General features: G+C 64.3%; 13 protein-coding genes and 1 pseudogene. 6 read left to right on the top strand and 8 right to left on the bottom strand.

From position 1 onward, the window contains the following. Window positions 1-19: 19 nt before the first annotated feature. The 6 genes and pseudogenes from DEIPH_RS06460 to DEIPH_RS19745 all read right to left on the bottom strand — a co-directional run. Window positions 20-1,093 (bottom strand): ABC transporter ATP-binding protein, encoded by a 1,074-nt coding sequence (locus DEIPH_RS06460; protein WP_034355657.1) that lies wholly within the window; start codon window positions 1,091-1,093, stop codon window positions 20-22. Continuing rightward, complete coding sequence (locus tag DEIPH_RS06465) at window positions 1,080-2,975, bottom strand: dipeptide/oligopeptide/nickel ABC transporter permease/ATP-binding protein (protein WP_034355660.1); 1,896 nt, start codon at window positions 2,973-2,975, stop codon at window positions 1,080-1,082. The genes DEIPH_RS06460 and DEIPH_RS06465 overlap by 14 nt, the downstream gene beginning before the upstream one ends. Next, a complete protein-coding gene (locus DEIPH_RS06470; RefSeq protein WP_034355663.1) occupies window positions 2,972-3,958 on the bottom strand; it encodes an ABC transporter permease in 987 nt (328 codons plus the stop codon). Before DEIPH_RS06470 ends, DEIPH_RS06465 begins: the two co-directional genes overlap by 4 nt. A 61-nt stretch (window positions 3,959-4,019) precedes the next feature. Further along, window positions 4,020-5,651, bottom strand: coding sequence for an ABC transporter substrate-binding protein (locus tag DEIPH_RS06475; protein WP_034355667.1), 1,632 nt, complete (start codon window positions 5,649-5,651; stop codon window positions 4,020-4,022). A 70-nt stretch (window positions 5,652-5,721) separates the two neighbouring features. After that, window positions 5,722-6,738 carry a LacI family DNA-binding transcriptional regulator gene (locus DEIPH_RS06480; protein ID WP_034355670.1) on the bottom strand — a complete coding sequence of 339 codons (1,017 nt, stop codon included), beginning with the start codon at window positions 6,736-6,738 and terminating at the stop codon, window positions 5,722-5,724. A gap of 112 nt (window positions 6,739-6,850) precedes the next feature. After that, window positions 6,851-6,949: pseudogene (locus DEIPH_RS19745) on the bottom strand (IS982 family transposase); the annotation flags it as partial. A gap of 212 nt (window positions 6,950-7,161) precedes the next feature. Here DEIPH_RS19745 and DEIPH_RS06485 point away from each other — a divergent pair. From DEIPH_RS06485 to DEIPH_RS06505, 4 genes are all read left to right on the top strand, one after another. Continuing rightward, window positions 7,162-7,605, top strand: a complete 444-nt coding sequence (locus DEIPH_RS06485; protein WP_034355673.1) for a MarR family winged helix-turn-helix transcriptional regulator — start codon at window positions 7,162-7,164, stop codon at window positions 7,603-7,605. 93 nt (window positions 7,606-7,698) lie between these two features. After that, entirely contained in the window at window positions 7,699-8,415 is a 717-nt protein-coding gene (locus DEIPH_RS19205; protein WP_161636041.1) for an MBL fold metallo-hydrolase, read from the top strand. A 100-nt stretch (window positions 8,416-8,515) separates the two neighbouring features. Then, entirely contained in the window at window positions 8,516-9,409 is an 894-nt protein-coding gene (locus DEIPH_RS06500; protein WP_034355680.1) for an aldo/keto reductase family oxidoreductase, read from the top strand. Between the two features lie 144 nt (window positions 9,410-9,553). Beyond that, window positions 9,554-9,988, top strand: a complete 435-nt coding sequence (locus DEIPH_RS06505; RefSeq protein WP_051517202.1) for an aldo/keto reductase — start codon at window positions 9,554-9,556, stop codon at window positions 9,986-9,988. On the opposite strand, the gene DEIPH_RS19750 is transcribed toward DEIPH_RS06505, so the two are convergent. Beyond that, on the bottom strand, window positions 9,931-10,728 hold the full coding sequence (locus tag DEIPH_RS19750; RefSeq protein WP_152544840.1) for an IS5 family transposase: 798 nt from the start codon (window positions 10,726-10,728) through the stop codon (window positions 9,931-9,933). The genes DEIPH_RS06505 and DEIPH_RS19750 overlap by 58 nt on opposite strands. On the opposite strand from DEIPH_RS19750, the gene DEIPH_RS19755 reads away from it, so the two are divergent. Both DEIPH_RS19755 and DEIPH_RS19210 read left to right on the top strand, forming a co-directional pair. Beyond that, window positions 10,681-11,394, top strand: a complete 714-nt coding sequence (locus tag DEIPH_RS19755) for an aldo/keto reductase (RefSeq protein ID WP_407636502.1) — start codon at window positions 10,681-10,683, stop codon at window positions 11,392-11,394. The two genes, DEIPH_RS19750 and DEIPH_RS19755, sit on opposite strands and share 48 nt — an antisense overlap. A 91-nt stretch (window positions 11,395-11,485) precedes the next feature. Further along, window positions 11,486-11,806, top strand: a complete 321-nt coding sequence (locus DEIPH_RS19210) for a DUF2316 family protein (RefSeq protein ID WP_081790821.1) — start codon at window positions 11,486-11,488, stop codon at window positions 11,804-11,806. A gap of 262 nt (window positions 11,807-12,068) precedes the next feature. Here DEIPH_RS19210 and DEIPH_RS06520 read toward each other — a convergent pair whose 3' ends face one another. Continuing rightward, window positions 12,069-14,546 carry an SMP-30/gluconolactonase/LRE family protein gene (locus DEIPH_RS06520; protein ID WP_081790822.1) on the bottom strand — a complete coding sequence of 826 codons (2,478 nt, stop codon included), beginning with the start codon at window positions 14,544-14,546 and terminating at the stop codon, window positions 12,069-12,071. Between the last annotated feature and the right edge of the window lie 314 nt (window positions 14,547-14,860).

Consider the following 14,860-nt stretch of genomic DNA (forward strand, 5'->3'; position numbering starts at 1 on the left):
GGGGAAACGGGGCAGTCGTTCAGAGGGTGGCGTGGGGCTGGAGGGCAGGGTGGAGGAGAGGCTGCGCGGCCAGTTCCGGATCGTGCAGGATGCAGCGCGCCTGGTGCCCGGCCCCCACGTCGTACATCCGGGGCAGGCCAGCCCGGCAGACCGCGCGGGCGTGTGGGCAACGCGGCTCGAAAGGGCATCCGGGCGGCAGGTTCGCGAGGTCGGGGATCTCGCCGGGCGCTTCCAGACCCCCGGCATTCAGGTTGCCCTCCGGTTTGGGGGCCGCACGCTTGAGCAGTTGCGTGTACGGCATCTGCGGCTGGCCGATGACGCGCTCGGCCGGGCCGATCTCGACGAGATAACCGGCGTACATCACGGCGATGCGGTCACTCATGTAGCGGGCACCCGCGAGGTCGTGCGTGATGAACAGCATCGAGAGGCCCTCCTGATCGCGCAGGTCGAGCAGCAGGTTCATGATGTCGAGCCGGATGGACACGTCGAGGGCGCTCGTCGGCTCGTCCGCGAGGATGAGTTCAGGCCGCGCCGCGAGCGCACGGGCGATCACGACGCGCTGCCGCTGCCCGCCGCTGAGTTCGTGGGGACGCTTGGCGGCGTAACTCGCGCCGGGCGAGAGGCCCACCCGGTCGAGCAGCGTGCTGACCTGCGCCTGCACGTTCCCTTTCCGGGCGAAGCCGTGGATCTCGAGGGGCCGCGCCAGGGTGTACCCGATGGTGTGCAGCGGATTCAGACTCGCGAAGGGGTCCTGAAAGATCATCTGCACGTCCTTGCGAAAGCGGGTCAGGGCGCGGCCGCGCAACTGCCGGGGGACCGGCTTCCCCGCGAGGCACATCGCTCCGCTCGTGGGTTCGTGCAGGTGCGCGATCAGGCGTGCGATGGTGCTCTTGCCGCTGCCGCTCTCGCCGACCAGACCCAGCACCTCGCCCCGCCCGATGCTGAGGGTCACGTTGTTCACCGCCGTCACGCTGCGGCCCGAACGGCCCACCTGGAAGACCTTGGTCAGCCCTTCGAGGATCAGGGCGGGTGCAGGTTCATCCGCCGCATTCGGCTTTGCAGTACTCCTGGCGTGGGGTTCAGTCTGCGGCATACGCTTCCTCCTTCACGGCGGGGGAATGCAGGAAGCAGGCCACGCTGTGCCCCGACGTCACCTCGACGCGGGCGGGCTTGAACACGTCACACGTGCCGGGCAGGTGGTTCGGGCAGCGCTCGAAGAAGGGGCAGTACGGGATGTCCTGCGCGAGGGAGGGCGGACGGCCGGGGATGCCCTCGCGGCGTTCGCGTGGCCCTTCCAGTGGCGGGAAGGCGCCCATCAGCCTGCGGGTGTAGGGGTGCTTGGGCTGGGCGTACAGCTCATGCGCGGGGGCTTCCTCCACCACTTCCCCGGCGTACATGATGGCGATGCGGTCACTCATCTCCACCAGCAGGCTCAGGTCGTGCGTGATAAAGACGATGCTGATCCCCAGGCGTTTGCGGACGGCGTCGATCTCCTGCAAAATCTGGCGCTGCACCACGACGTCCAGAGCGGTGGTGGGTTCGTCCATCACGACGAGCTTCGGTTCGAGGGCCAGCGCGATGGCGATGACCACCCGCTGCTTCATGCCGCCGGAAAGCTGGTGCGGGTAGGCGTTCAGGTAGTCCTCGCGGATGCCGACCAGCGCGAACAGTTCCCGCGCGCGGGCCTCCAGCCTGCCCCGGTCCTGCACGCCGTGGGCCTGCATGGCGTCGTAGACCTGCTCGCGAATCCGCAACACCGGGTTGAGGATGTTCATGCTCGCCTGGAACACCAGGCTGTAGTCCTTCCAGCGCACCCGCCGCAACTCCGCGGGATTCAGGGCGAGGAGGTCCTGTCCGGCGAGACGGGCTTCTCCGTCAAACACCACCCCCGGAGCGTCCAGCAGGCGGGTGGCCGCGAAGGCCAGGGTGCTTTTGCCGCAGCCGGACTCTCCCGCCAGTCCCAGGAACTCACCGGGGGCCACGCTCAGGGTCACGTCCCGCACGGCGCGGACCGGGCCTTGCGGCGTCACGTACCCGGCGCTGAGGTGCCGGATGGCCAGCAGCGGCTGGGGCGGCTCCAGTGCCGGTTCCGCCTGCGGGGCAGCGCGGTTGCGGCGCAGCACGCGGGTGGCCCGGGCTTCGTGGATGACCCTGGGATTGGTCACCTCGTCGATGCCGAAGTTGACCAGTGCGAAGGCGGTGCCCAGCAGGGCGATGCACAGGCCGGGCGCGGCGACCCACCACCAGGCCCCCTGGAGCAGTGCTCCCCGCGCCTGCGCCCAGTACATCATGGTCCCCCAGGTCACCTGGGACACGTCCCCCATGCCCAGGAAGGCCAGGGCTGCCTCACTCAGCACGGCATACAGCGCGGTGCTGAAAAACCCGGCGGCGATCAGACCCGCGAGGTTCGGCAGCATCTCCGCGAAGATGATGCGCGCCGGACGCTCGCCGCTGACGATGGCCGCCTGCACGAAATCCCGGTTCCGCAACGCGAGGGCCTGCGACCGCAGCACGCGCGCGCCCCAGGCCCAGCCCGTCAGGGCGATCACCAGGATGATCGACCACACGCCACCGCCCCGCAAAAAGGCGCTGGCGATGATCAGCAGCGGCAGCCCCGGCAGCACCAGGAAGACGTTGATCAGCACGTTGATCGCCTCGTCGGTGCGGCCCCCGAAGTACGCGGCGCTCAGCCCCAGGGCCGTGCCGATGGCGGTGGCGACCAGACCGGCGGTGAAGCCGATCAGCAGCGTGAGCCGCGCGCCGTACACCAGTTGCGACCAGATGTCCTGCCCCAGCGCCGTGGTCCCCAGCAGGTGCTCCCCACCGGGTTTCAGCCAGGTCCCGAACGCCTGCGAGGTCGGGCTGTAGGGCGTGAGCAGGGGGGCCAGCAGCGCGAGCAGCAGTAGGGCCGCCAGCAGGCCCACGCCGAACGCCGCACGGGGCGAGCGCCGCAGAATCGTCAGCAGGCCCTTCATGCGGCCTTTCCGTCCCGCACGCGGGGGTCCAGCAGGGCATACAGCGCGTCCACGACGAAGTTGGCGATCAGCACGGCCAGCGCGATGTACAGGAAGATCGCCTGCATCAGCGGGTAATCGAGATTGGTGACTGCGTTGTACAGTTGCAGCCCCAGACCGGGGTAACTGAAGACCGTCTCGGTCAGGATGCTGCCGCCCACCACGAAGCCCAGCGCCATGCCGAAGGCGGTAAAGGAGGGTAGCAGCGCGTTGCGCAGCACGTAGCGGTTCAGGATGCGGCCTTCCGAGAGGCCCTTGGCCCGCGCGAACGCGATGTAATCCTCGCTCATCACGCCCATCACGTTGTTGCGCATGGTGATCAGCCATCCCCCTGCCGAGGTCACGATGATCGTGAGGGCGGGCAGCGTGGCGTGGCGCAGCAGACTGACCCACCACGTGGGGCTGTGCGGCGTGAGAAAGGGGTCGAGGCCGCCGCTGAGAGGAAAGACGCTGCTCTTGAACGCCAGCAGATACAGCAGCAGCAGCGCGAACCAGAAGTAGGGCATCGAGTTCAGGAACAGTGCCAGCGGCGGCAGCGCGTCCGCGAGCGGCTGCCCCCGCCGCCACGCGCTGTACAGCCCCAGGGCGCTGCCCAGCACCACCGCGAGGACGGTGCAGACGCCGATCAGCCCGATGGTCCAGGGCGCCGCCTGCGCGATGATCTCACTCACCGGGGTGGGGAACTGCCCGATGGAGCGGCCGAAGTCGCCGCGCAGGAGCTTGCCCAGGTACGCGAAATACTGGCCCAGCAGCCCGCCCTGATCGTTCAAGCCGTAGGCGAGCTTGAGGGCGTCTACCGCGCTGGGGTCGAGCTTGCCCTGGTACCGCGCGATCATCGCGCCTACCGGATCCCCCGGCACGAGGCGCGGCAAAATGAAGTTGAGGGTCACCGCCACCCACAGGGTGAGCAGCAGAATCAGGAATTTGCGGAGCAGGTACGGCATGTGGCCCTCCCAGGGGTGCGGGGGGCTGCCACGGCGGAAGCCCCCCGCACAGGTGGCGTGGCTACTTGGGCTTGACGTTGAGGTACATCAAGCGGGCACCTGCGGTGTCGTCGGCCGTCCCGGCGGTGTAGGGATTCTGGGCCGTGGGGAAGCCGGTGAAACGCGAGGTGTTGTACAGCGAGAACTCGAAGCGGTCGGTCAGCGGCACCCACGGCATGTCCCGCGTCACGGTGGCCGCGATGGTGCCAATGGCTTTTTTCTGCGTGGCGGGATCGTTGCTGCCCCGGAACTGGGCGAGGGCCTTGGTGATGGCGGGATCGGTGTAGTGCGCCAGGTTGGAGGAGGCCGTCTTGCCGACCGGGGCGCTGAACTCCGGCGAGAAGCTCTGGTAGTACAGGTAGTAGGGGTTCGGGCCGCCGCCCCAGCCCCAGCTGATGCCCAGGTCAAAGGTGCCGCCTTGCAGGCCACCGGCGTAGCTGCTCCAGGCCTGCTGATCGATCTGGGTGTTGAGGCCCACCTGCTTGAGGTCCTCACTGATGACCTGCGCCATGGTGATGAAGTCGGTCCAGCCCGCCCCCACCAGGATCTTGAAGGCGGGCAGCGGCTTGCCGTCCTTGCCCAGGCGCACGCCCTGCGCGTTTTTCTTGTAGCCAGCGGCCGTGAGCGCGGCGTCGGCGGCCTGGGGGTTGTACTTCAGCGAGGCGTTGCGGAGGTTGGCGGGCAGCCACGCCTGTTGCTGGGCGGGAATGACGCCGGTGGGATTGGCCGCCCTGGCAACGCCCGCGTAGGCTTTCTGCGCCACATCGTCCGTGTTGATCGCCTGCGCGATGGCCCGGCGGAATGCGGGATCACTGAAGGGGGCCTTGGTGGTGTTGAAGTACAGGTAGTTGCTGCCGCTGACCGGCCAGTAGTACGTGTAGTTCGGCCCCTTGCTGGCGTAGCCGCCTTTTGGATCGGACACGCCGATGTACCCGTAGTCGGCTTCCCCCTTCAGCAGTTTCAGCAGCGCCGCGTCATTGCTGTTGGTGGCGTACCACACGACGGCGTCCACGTACGGCTGACCCTTCATCCAGTAGTTGGGGTTTTTCAGCACGCGCAGCGCCTGCTGGCTGTAGCTGTCGAAGACGAAAGGCCCCGTGCCCACCGCCTTCTGGTTGGTCTCGGTCACCGGGTCCTTGATCGCGGCCCAGATGTGCTCGGGCACGATCACCTGCTGGGCGACGTACTGGAACACCGGGGTGTTGGCCCGGTTGAACGAGAACGTCACGGTGTTGCCGCTCGTCTTGACCGACGTCAGCCCGCTTTTCCACAGGCCGGTGGTGTCCAGCGCCGGGTACTTCTGGAGATAGTTGAAGGTAAAGGCGACGTCTTTTGCGGTAAAGGGCTGGCCGTCGCTCCACTGCACGCCGCTGCGGGTGGTGACGGTCAGGGTCTTGTTGTCCTTGCTCCAGGCCGACTTGGTGCCCAGGACAGGCGTGACCTTGCCGTTCAGACCTTGGATATAAAACAGCGACTCATAGATGGCGCTGTTGGTCGGCAGCAGGTGCTGGTCGTTGGGTGCGAAGGGGTTGAGGTTGTACGCCCCCCACTGGGTGGGCCGCACGACCGTGAAGACCGTTTTGGGCTGCTGGGCGTGGGCGGACGTGGCCAGGGCAACGGCAAGCAGGGCAGTGGCGGTCAGGGTACGTGTCATGCGGGTCCTCCAGGGGACGCGGGGGGCGGGGAAAGGGGAACGGCGGAAGCGGGTGCAGGCCGTCAGGAACTCATGACGACCCCCTGTCGGCGCGAGGCGGAGCCGTGGACGCACGCGTGACGAGGGTGGCGGGAAAGATGACGTGGGACTGGGCAGGTTCAGTGCCCCGGATCAGGTCGATCAGGAGCCGGGCGGCCGTTTCCCCCATCTTCTCCAGGGGCTGGCGCACGGTGGTGAGGGGTGGGTCGGTGACGCTGGTGGCGTGGATGTCGTCGAAACCGACCAGTGACAGGTCCTGCGGCACACGCAGCCCCAGGGCATGCGCGGCGCGCAGGGCACCGATGGCGGAACGGTCGTTCGCGGCGAAGATGGCTGTGGGCGGTTCCGGCAGGGTCAGCAGGACGCGCGCGGCCCGTTCACCGCCTTCCTCGGAGAATTCGCCGTCTTGCAGGTATTCGGGTGGAACGGCCTGTCCCGCTGCCTGCATGGTGGCGAGAAATCCGGCCTCGCGCTGGGCCGCGTCGAGAATGTGGCTGTGTTTCCCGCGCAGATGGGCAATGCGGCGATGACCGAGGCCGAGCAGGTGCCGTGTGGCGATGGCCGCCCCGGTGTGGTTGTCCACCTGAATACTGCGCTGGCCGTGAGCACCCAGGGTCACGACAGGAACGGCCTGGCCAAAGATGTGCTCCTCGTCGGCAGAGGGCGCGACCAGCAGCACGCCGTCGGCCAGGGTTCGCAGCAGGGTGGCCCGTTCGCGTTCCAGCGTCGGATTGTTGGCGGTCGTGAAGATCCCTAGATTCAGGCCAGCAGCCTCCGCCGCCACACTCGCCCCGTGCAGGACTTCCGTGACGAACGGCCAGTTCACGCGTGGGGTGAGCACGCCGATCAGGTTGCTGCGCCTGCCCGCAAGAGCACGGGCCGCAGGATTCACGACGTAACCGGTGGCCTCCAGGGCACGCTGCACGCGCTGCCGGGTTTCGTTGGACATGCTGGGTTTGTTGTTGATGACGTTGGAGACGGTCATTTTAGACACGCCCGCCACCTGAGCAACGTCTGCCAGGGTCACCGGGGTCAGCGGTTCTGCCATGAGATTCCTCACTTCACTTCAGGTTTAACGGTAAAGGTGTATACCGGTAAAGTAACAGGCTTCAGGCGGGCTGTCAAACCCATTCCTGGCTGGGTTTGGCAACTCAACTTCGCTACGCCGTTGAGGGCCGAGTGAGATTGTGAGCGAGGACAGCCAGCACGACGCGGAGCCGTAAGCCTGCAATGGGTTTAGCCTGAACGGAGCGGACTTGAGGGGTTGGGCTGAGAAACGGAGCAGTGAAGGACTCCAGGCACCTGGACCACAAGTTGATCGGCTGCTGGGAGGGCCTCCGAGAGTGCAGTGGCATCCAGAGTGACGCGGGCAACCCCCTTGTGGCGGCCGACCCATCACCAGCCGACCTCAGATCTCAAAGATACGAAGATAAACTTTACAGTCTGCCTTCATATCTGCTAGAGTGCTGATGTGAGAGACGAGCCGGAACAGGCATCCCAGGCGCTGGCCAGGAATCTCCGGCTGGTATTGAGCCAATTCAAACGCCGCCTCCAGCAGGAAGTGCCGCTGGGAGAGCTGACCTCGCCGCAACTGGCCGTTCTGCGCCACCTCGCCGGGGTCCAGACGGCGACCATCAGTGGACTGGCCCGCCTGGAGGGCATCAAACCCCAGTCTATGGGCGGGACGGTGGCTGGTCTGGAAGCCGCTGGCCTGCTCGCCAGCCAGCCTGACCCCACGGACAAGCGGCAGCGCCTGTTTGCCATGACACCCCAGGCTCAGGCCATGATCGAGACGATGCACACCTCACGGGAGGACTGGCTGGCCCAGGCACTGGAACGAAACCTGTCCCCTGAGGAACAGCACCGCCTGTCCGAAGCCATTCCCTTGTTGCAGCATCTGCTCCAGACCCCCTAACTACCAGAAAGCTCCCGCTGCTGGCCGCTTCCCGGCTAAAGGAGCCTGATGAAGGGCCGCTCACTCCTGATTCAAGACCCTGGAGGCACAACCATGTCCTCACTTCTTGAGCTTCAGCAGCTCGAACCCGATCTGTATCAGGCCAGCTTCGATCTCGTCATCAGTACCGTTCACATCTTTGTGATCGATGATCCGCGAGACGGGTTGATTGTGATTGACTCCAGCGCCCCCGCACCCGAGGGGACAGAGAATCCCATCGCGCAGGTGTTGAGGGAACTCGGCAGAAAACCAGAAGACGTGCGCCATGTCCTGCTGACCCATGCGCATCCTGACCACATCGGCAACGTCGGCGACTTCCAGAAGCTCAGTGGAGCGACCGTCTGGATGAATCCCCTTGGCGCGAGGATTCTGGAGTCCGAACGCCCGGCCCTCCCTCCCGTCAACATCAGAGGCGGCGGTGTTCGGGACAAGAAACCTGTCCTGGCTCGAGCAACCGTGCACCACAAGATCACAGACGGTCAAAGAATCGACCTGGCAGGTGGAATTGAAGTGCTCGACACCCACGGTCACTCTGCCGACCATCAATCCTTCCTGTGGCATCGACACGGCGGGGTGCTGTTCGTCGGTGATGCCGTCACCAATGAGAACGGCGAAATGGGTTTTGCGCCGTTTTATGACGATCTGGACGAGGAGAGGCGTTCTGTCGAGAAACTCCAACGCTATGCCTTCGAGAAGATGGCCTTTGGTCACGGCGACTACATCCCCCGCAGGGCCAAAGAAAAGTTCATTCAGCGTTGGCAGCAGCAATAAAGCCCTCGTCCGTGCAGGAAGATGGTGCTGCTGGACCTCTGCCCTTCCTGATTCGCCCTCCGCAGCCAGCCACCACTCACAGCTCACAGGAGGAACACCCATGACCGCAATGACCAAACCCGCCGCTCAAGCTGGCACGTTCACTCTCGGCGACCGCACCGTGAACCGCATGGGCTACGGAGCCATGCAGCTTGCCGGGAAAGGCGTCTTCGGCCCGCCGCGCAACCTGGACGCCGCCCTGGCCGTCCTGCGCGAGGCCATCGAGCTGGGCATCAACCATATCGACACCAGCGACTTCTACGGGCCGCACGTCACGAACCAGCTCATCCGGCAGGCCCTGCATCCTTACCCGGACGATCTGGTGATCGTGACCAAGGTCGGCGCACGTCGGCCCGAGGACGGGTCGTGGGTCCCTGCCATGTCACGGCAGGAACTGATCGACGCCGTGCATGACAACCTGCGTCATCTGGGCCTCGACGTGCTGGAGGTCGTCAACCTCCGCATGATGGGTGGAGGGGCAGGACACGGGCCAGCAGAGGAGTCTGTCGAGGAACCGCTGACAGTTCTGGCCGAACTGAAAGAGCAGGGCCTGATCCGTCATCTGGGCCTGAGCAACGTCACCCCCGCGCAGGTCGCGCAGGCGCAGACCATCAGCGAGATCGTCTGCGTCCAGAACATGTATAACGTGGCGCACCGGGAAGACGACGCGTTGATCGACGACCTGGCGCGGCAGGGGATCGCTTACGTGCCGTTTTTCCCGCTGGGCGGCTTCTCACCGTTGCAGTCGGGCACGCTGAACGCGGTGGCCGCCCGTCTCGGCACCTCACCGAATGCCGTCGCGCTGGCGTGGCTGCTTCAGCGCTCGCCCAACATCCTGCTGATCCCCGGCACTTCGTCGGTGGCCCACCTGCGCGAGAACGTCGCTGCCGCCTCGCTCACCCTGCCTGAGGACGTGTTGGCGCAGCTTGAGGCCATCGGCGCTCACGAGGGATAACAGCACCTTTGTCCGAGGTGTCCGGTTCACCCACCTTGGCGTAGGCCGAGGGCCAGCCTGCGCCGTGACCCTGTCATGGCGGAGAGGGCTGCATGTCGATCTGGACAGGCTTTGTCACTCAGGATGAAGGAGTCAAGCGTGAAAATGAAACGTCTCGGCAGGAATGGCCCCCACGTCTCCGCCCTGGGGCTGGGCTGCGGGAGTTTCATCCGCACGGGCGAGGGCGCCGAGCAGGGGACGGTCCGGACCATCCAGGCCGCCCTGGACGCCGGGTTCACCTTCCTCGACACCGCCGACTTCTACGGCAGTGGCGTGAGCGAGATGCTCGTCGGTCGGGCCATCCGGGATCGGCGTGACCAGGCCTTCCTCAGCGTCAAGTTCGGTGCCGAGATGGCCCCCAGCGGGCGGATCATCGGTCTCGACGGACGGCCGAACGCCGTGAAGAACTTTGCCGCCTATTCCCTGAAGCGGCTCGGCGTGGAGGTGATTGACCTCTATTCCCCTAGAGGCTGGGGAGGAGGCTATCCAAGAAAGGGCTTGGATTTTGCCAGGAGCAGAACACAGGCGGCGAGGAAATGAAAGCCGATGAGGGTGGAGGACAGGCGTTCAAGATCACGGCCAAGGCGACGAAAGCGGGATAACCAGGCGAACGAACGCTCCACCACCCAGCGCTTGGGGAGCAGGATGAAGCCGCGTGAAGCGTCTTGGCGCTTCACGACGATCAGCTCGATGTTGCTCTGCCTGGCCGCCGCCTGAGTCGCTTCCCCGGTATAGTCCTGGTCTACGAAGGCCACTTCCAGCATGCCGCCAGTGATCTCCTGTGCTTCTCGGCACAGCTCTTTGACCTGGGCGCGGTCCTGTTCGTTGGCGGACGAGGTCATCAGGGTGAGGAGGTGGCCCAGGGTATCGACGACCAGATGAACCTTGGTCCCCTTGCGCTTCTTGGCGCCGTCATAGCCCGCCCGGTGTCCACTCTCCGGGGTGCTTTGCAGGGTGCGGCTGTCGATGATGATCGCGGTGGGTTCCCCACCGCGTTGTTGCTGGACTCGTGTGAACAACCGCAAATCATGCACGGCGTTTTCGAAGCAGTGGGCTTCGAACCATCGCTTGGCTTGTGCACGGACAATATCTTTGGGTGGAAAGTCGTGGGGAAGATAATCCCATTGCGCCCCCGTGCGGCCCAGCCACAACAGCGCGTTCAGAACCTCTCGCAACGGATATTTGCGCTGGGGCGCATCTTCTGGGACCAACGCCAGATAGGGCAGCAGGAAGTGGTAGGTCTCGTCGTCCACATCGCTGGGGTAAGCACGGCGGTTCACCTACTCATTCTGCTGCTGGCAGAGCCATCGTCCTTCACTTGGTTTGCCTTCAACCCAGCCTCTAGCCGGGCCGACCCAGAGGTGCCGTACGAGGACACCATCGGGGCCGTCGCTGAGCTGATCCAGGAAGGCTGGGTGCGTTACCTGGGCGTATCCGAGGTCGGAGCCGACCTTTTGCGCCGCGCCCACGCCGTGCATCCGGTGACGGCGCTGGAGATCGAATATTCGCTGGCGTCGCGGTTCATCGAGCCGGAGATTCTGCCAGTCGCGCGCGAACTCGGCGTCGGCGTCGTGGCGTACCGCGTGCTTGCGGAAGGGTTGCTGAGCGGAACGCTCCCGCAGGGACAGCCGCCGGAAGGGGCACACTTCCTGGCGCCGCGCATGCACGGCGAGCAGTACACCCGCAACAGGGAGACCGCCGGGATTCTCGACACTCTGGCCGCGCAGAAGGGCTTCACGCCCGCACAACTCGCGATTGCCTGGGTCCTGTCGCGCGGGGACGACATCGTGCCGTTGGCGGGCATCAGCCGACCATCCCGGATCGCTGACAACCTGGCGGCGCTCGATGTGACGTTCACGCCGGACGAGCTGGACCGCGCCTTCGCCCCCGGAGCTATCGTCGGCTCGCGTTATCCGGAGGCGGTCCTGAAATGGGCGGCGCAATAAGGCGGTCTGTCCGCTTCAGGATTCAGAGAGGTGAGTCCCCCTCGCTGTTGCGTAACCCCAGCATTCTCAACCACCAACAGGAGGTCACCTCATGTCGCTGACCCAAGAACAAAAGCTCCGCACCCGCCAGGAACTCCATGCCAATCGTCGGAGATGCCCGCTGGATGATCAGACGCTCTGCGAAGCACTGGGATGGACGCCTCAGCAATTGGCCGACAATCTGGACGTGAATGCGGGCAGCTCTCCAGCCCAGGTGTGGTTGCTGCGCGATTTTCTGGAGCAGGCTATTACGGACCTCGGTGGAACGCCGCTTCCCTTCACCGTCCTGACCGACCGCAACCGTCAGCAAAGTGAGATCTGGTTCGGTCCGCGAAGCGTGCCGTCTACGCCTCGCAGAGAGAAAAAAGGCTGATCAGAAACGCCCGCACGCCTCTTACCGCCCTCCCGCCGTCTGCCCCGGATGCGGCCGGTGCGGGCTTCAAAGGCCTGAATCAGCGCCGGAGGCATCGGGGCCGCGCCGCAGATGCCGAACGCAGGGCGCGGAGGTTGAGTCCTGTCACTGTCCTCTAACGACTTGACGCCACCCCACAACCCTTGTTACACGGCAGAGACGGCTTGAAACCAAGCCGTCTCTGCCGTGTTGACAAGTGTATGCGAGCGTCACGGACGCACGTTTACAACCTGATTCTCAGGACCTTCCCGTTGCCGTTCACCACATAGAGATTGCCCGACCCGTCCAGCTTCAGGCCATGCGGGGCAGATAGGCCGTCCGCTTTGGTCGCCACCGTGCTCACCACGCCAGCAGGCGTCACCTTCTGGATGGAAGAGTCGTTGGTGGTCACGTAGAGGTTGCCCTCGGCATCCAGCGCCAACTGCACTGGACTCGACAGGCCCGCCGCGCTGTCGGCCAGAACGTTGCGCGTACCGCCTGGCGCGATTTTGATCAGCTCTTTGGCATTCGGGTCAGCCAGGTACAGGCTCCCGTCTGCACCGACAGCCAGCCCAAACAGGAAGTCCTGGCCCTGGTAGAACGTGCTGACCGTTCCATCCAGAGTGACTTTCTTCACTGCTGAACCGTCCACGACATACAGGTTGCCCTGAGCGTCATTGGTCATGAAGTTGGGGAAGTTCAAGCCCTGGTCCTGGTCGGCCAGCACGCTCAGCTCGCCCGCTGGCGTAATTTTCAAGATCCCATGTGATTCAGCCGCGACATAGAGGTTGCCCTCCACGTACACGATGTCTGACCCGTAAAGGGAATAACCGCTGCTCGGATCCGCGAAGGTGCTGACCTGACCAGCAGGCGTGACCTTGAGCAACTTATCGCTGTAAGGGCTGGTGATATACAGGTTGCTCTGGTGATCGATGGCGAGATCCATGAGCCACGGCGGTCCATAAGGATTCAGGTCAGCCACCTCGCTCACTCTGGGCATAGTGGTCACGGTGAAGGTCGCGCTCTGGCCGCCGATGGTCACCGTGGCGCTGACGGGCGTGCTGAGGGTCGCCGCCGAGGTGAGTTTCACGGCCACCTTGTCGCCTGCTCTCACCGTCGTCTGCGTGCTGGTCTGGCCGTTGATCAGCAGCGTGCCGCCGGTCACCGAGATGGGAGCTGGGGCGTTGATGCCAGTCACGGTGACCTCGTTGCTGGTCACGGTGCTGCCTGGAACCACATCCTTCTGCTCTTTGAAGCTGAAGGGGTCAGGGGTGGTATCGGCGGGAGGGGCAGCTTTGGTGGTCACGGTGAAGATCGCACTCTTGCCGCCAATGGTCACCGTGGCGCTGACAGACGTGCTGGGGCTGCTTGACGCGGTGACCTGGACCACCACCTTGTCGCCTGCTTTCACCGTCATCTGCGTGCTGGTCTGGCCATTGATCAGCAGCGTGCCGCCGGTCACGGCGATGGGAGCCGGGGCGTTGATGCCAGTCACGGTGACTTCATCACTGGTCACGGTGCTGCCCCGCTTCACGTCCTTCTGATCGGTGAAGCTGAAGGGGTCCGGGGTGGTGTCGGCGGGGAGGGTGGTCAGGGTGAAGGTGTCGCTGACGGTGCCGATCTTCACGGTCACGGTCTTGGTGGCGGCGAAGGTGCTGGGGGTCTGCGTGACGACCTTGATGCTATCGCCAGTTTTCACGGTGGCTGTGGGCTGGTGCGGGCCGTCGTTGACGCTCAGGAGACCCCCCTCGGCGCTGGCGGTGACCGGAATATTGATACCGCTGACCTTGATGGCGGGGCTGGTGTAGATCTCGTCTGGCGTGAGGTCGCTGCGGTCAGGGAAGTCGAAGGCGTCGGGGGTGCTGTCTTCGGTGGGGGCGGCGGCGCGGGTGGTGACCTTGAAGTCGGCTTTGACACCGCCGATATCGACGGTAGCGGTGGTGGTCTCGCCCGGCGTGGCCGAGGCGGTCACGCCCACCACAAGCTGATCGCCCTTCTTGACCAGTCCACCCCAATAGAGTTCATATTTCTGGGTGCTGGGGTCGTACTTGTAGAGCTGACCGTTGGTAAATTCGACGGTTGTTATGTTATCGATGCCGCTGACAGTGATGGGATTGCTCTGTACTTTGGTGTCAGGGGCGATGTCCTGCTGAGCGGTGAAGCTGAAGGGGTCAGGGGTGGTATCGGGGGCCGGGCCTCTGGGAACACACTTCAGTTTCCACTTGACGGTGGGCGCTGGCTCAAGGGCGGCGACCCACGGTGAGGTATAGGAAGCATAAATCAGCGTATTTGTCGATTCGATGACCCGCTCGCCTGCTTCACGGCAATACGCTCGATCGGAGAGGGTTAATTTTTGCTGTGGTGATAGACGCCCCGTTGGAGCATCTTCAGTGCGCGCAACCATTGACAGGCCAAACAACAGGTTTTCAACTGCCTGATAATGTGCTCCGCGGTTTGCTAAATCATTCAAAGGATCATAAGACCCCAATTGAATCACATATTCATCCTTCGATCTTTCAAACGCCACATCGTAATAATTAATTGTATGAGACCGGGTATTTTCATAATCGAAATCGTAAAAGGCATACTCTCCAACAAAGGCCGTCACGACGGGCAGGCCGCCCGGTGGTTCAGGTGTGTCGCCGCAACCAGCCAGGAGGCTGGCCGACAGCAGGGCGGCGGCGGTAAGGGGCAGACGGGCGGTGCGGCGGAGTGCCTTCATAGGGGGTGACCTCGTGGGCGGAACAGGGACAGTGCGGCTGGAGAGGCAGGAGCAGGTGAGCGTCTCTTCATCGGATTAATACGATTCTCAGGTATGTTCAGATTTCTACAGTTCGCCCCACAAAACTCTTACCGTGCCCTTCCCCTGTGGGGGCATCTTCACGTCACGCTGTTCCTGGCCATGTGACTGGCTTCGGGGCCTACAGGGGCGTAAACTCAGGTCTTACACCCGGATAGAGTGACTGAATAGCCGTACGCCGTTTAGGGCCTGGGGCTTGCGGGGCAAAAATAGCGTGCTGAGCGCATAAAAAGAGG

Source organism: Deinococcus phoenicis (assembly GCF_000599865.1).
In the GTDB taxonomy this organism is placed as follows: domain Bacteria; phylum Deinococcota; class Deinococci; order Deinococcales; family Deinococcaceae; genus Deinococcus; species Deinococcus phoenicis.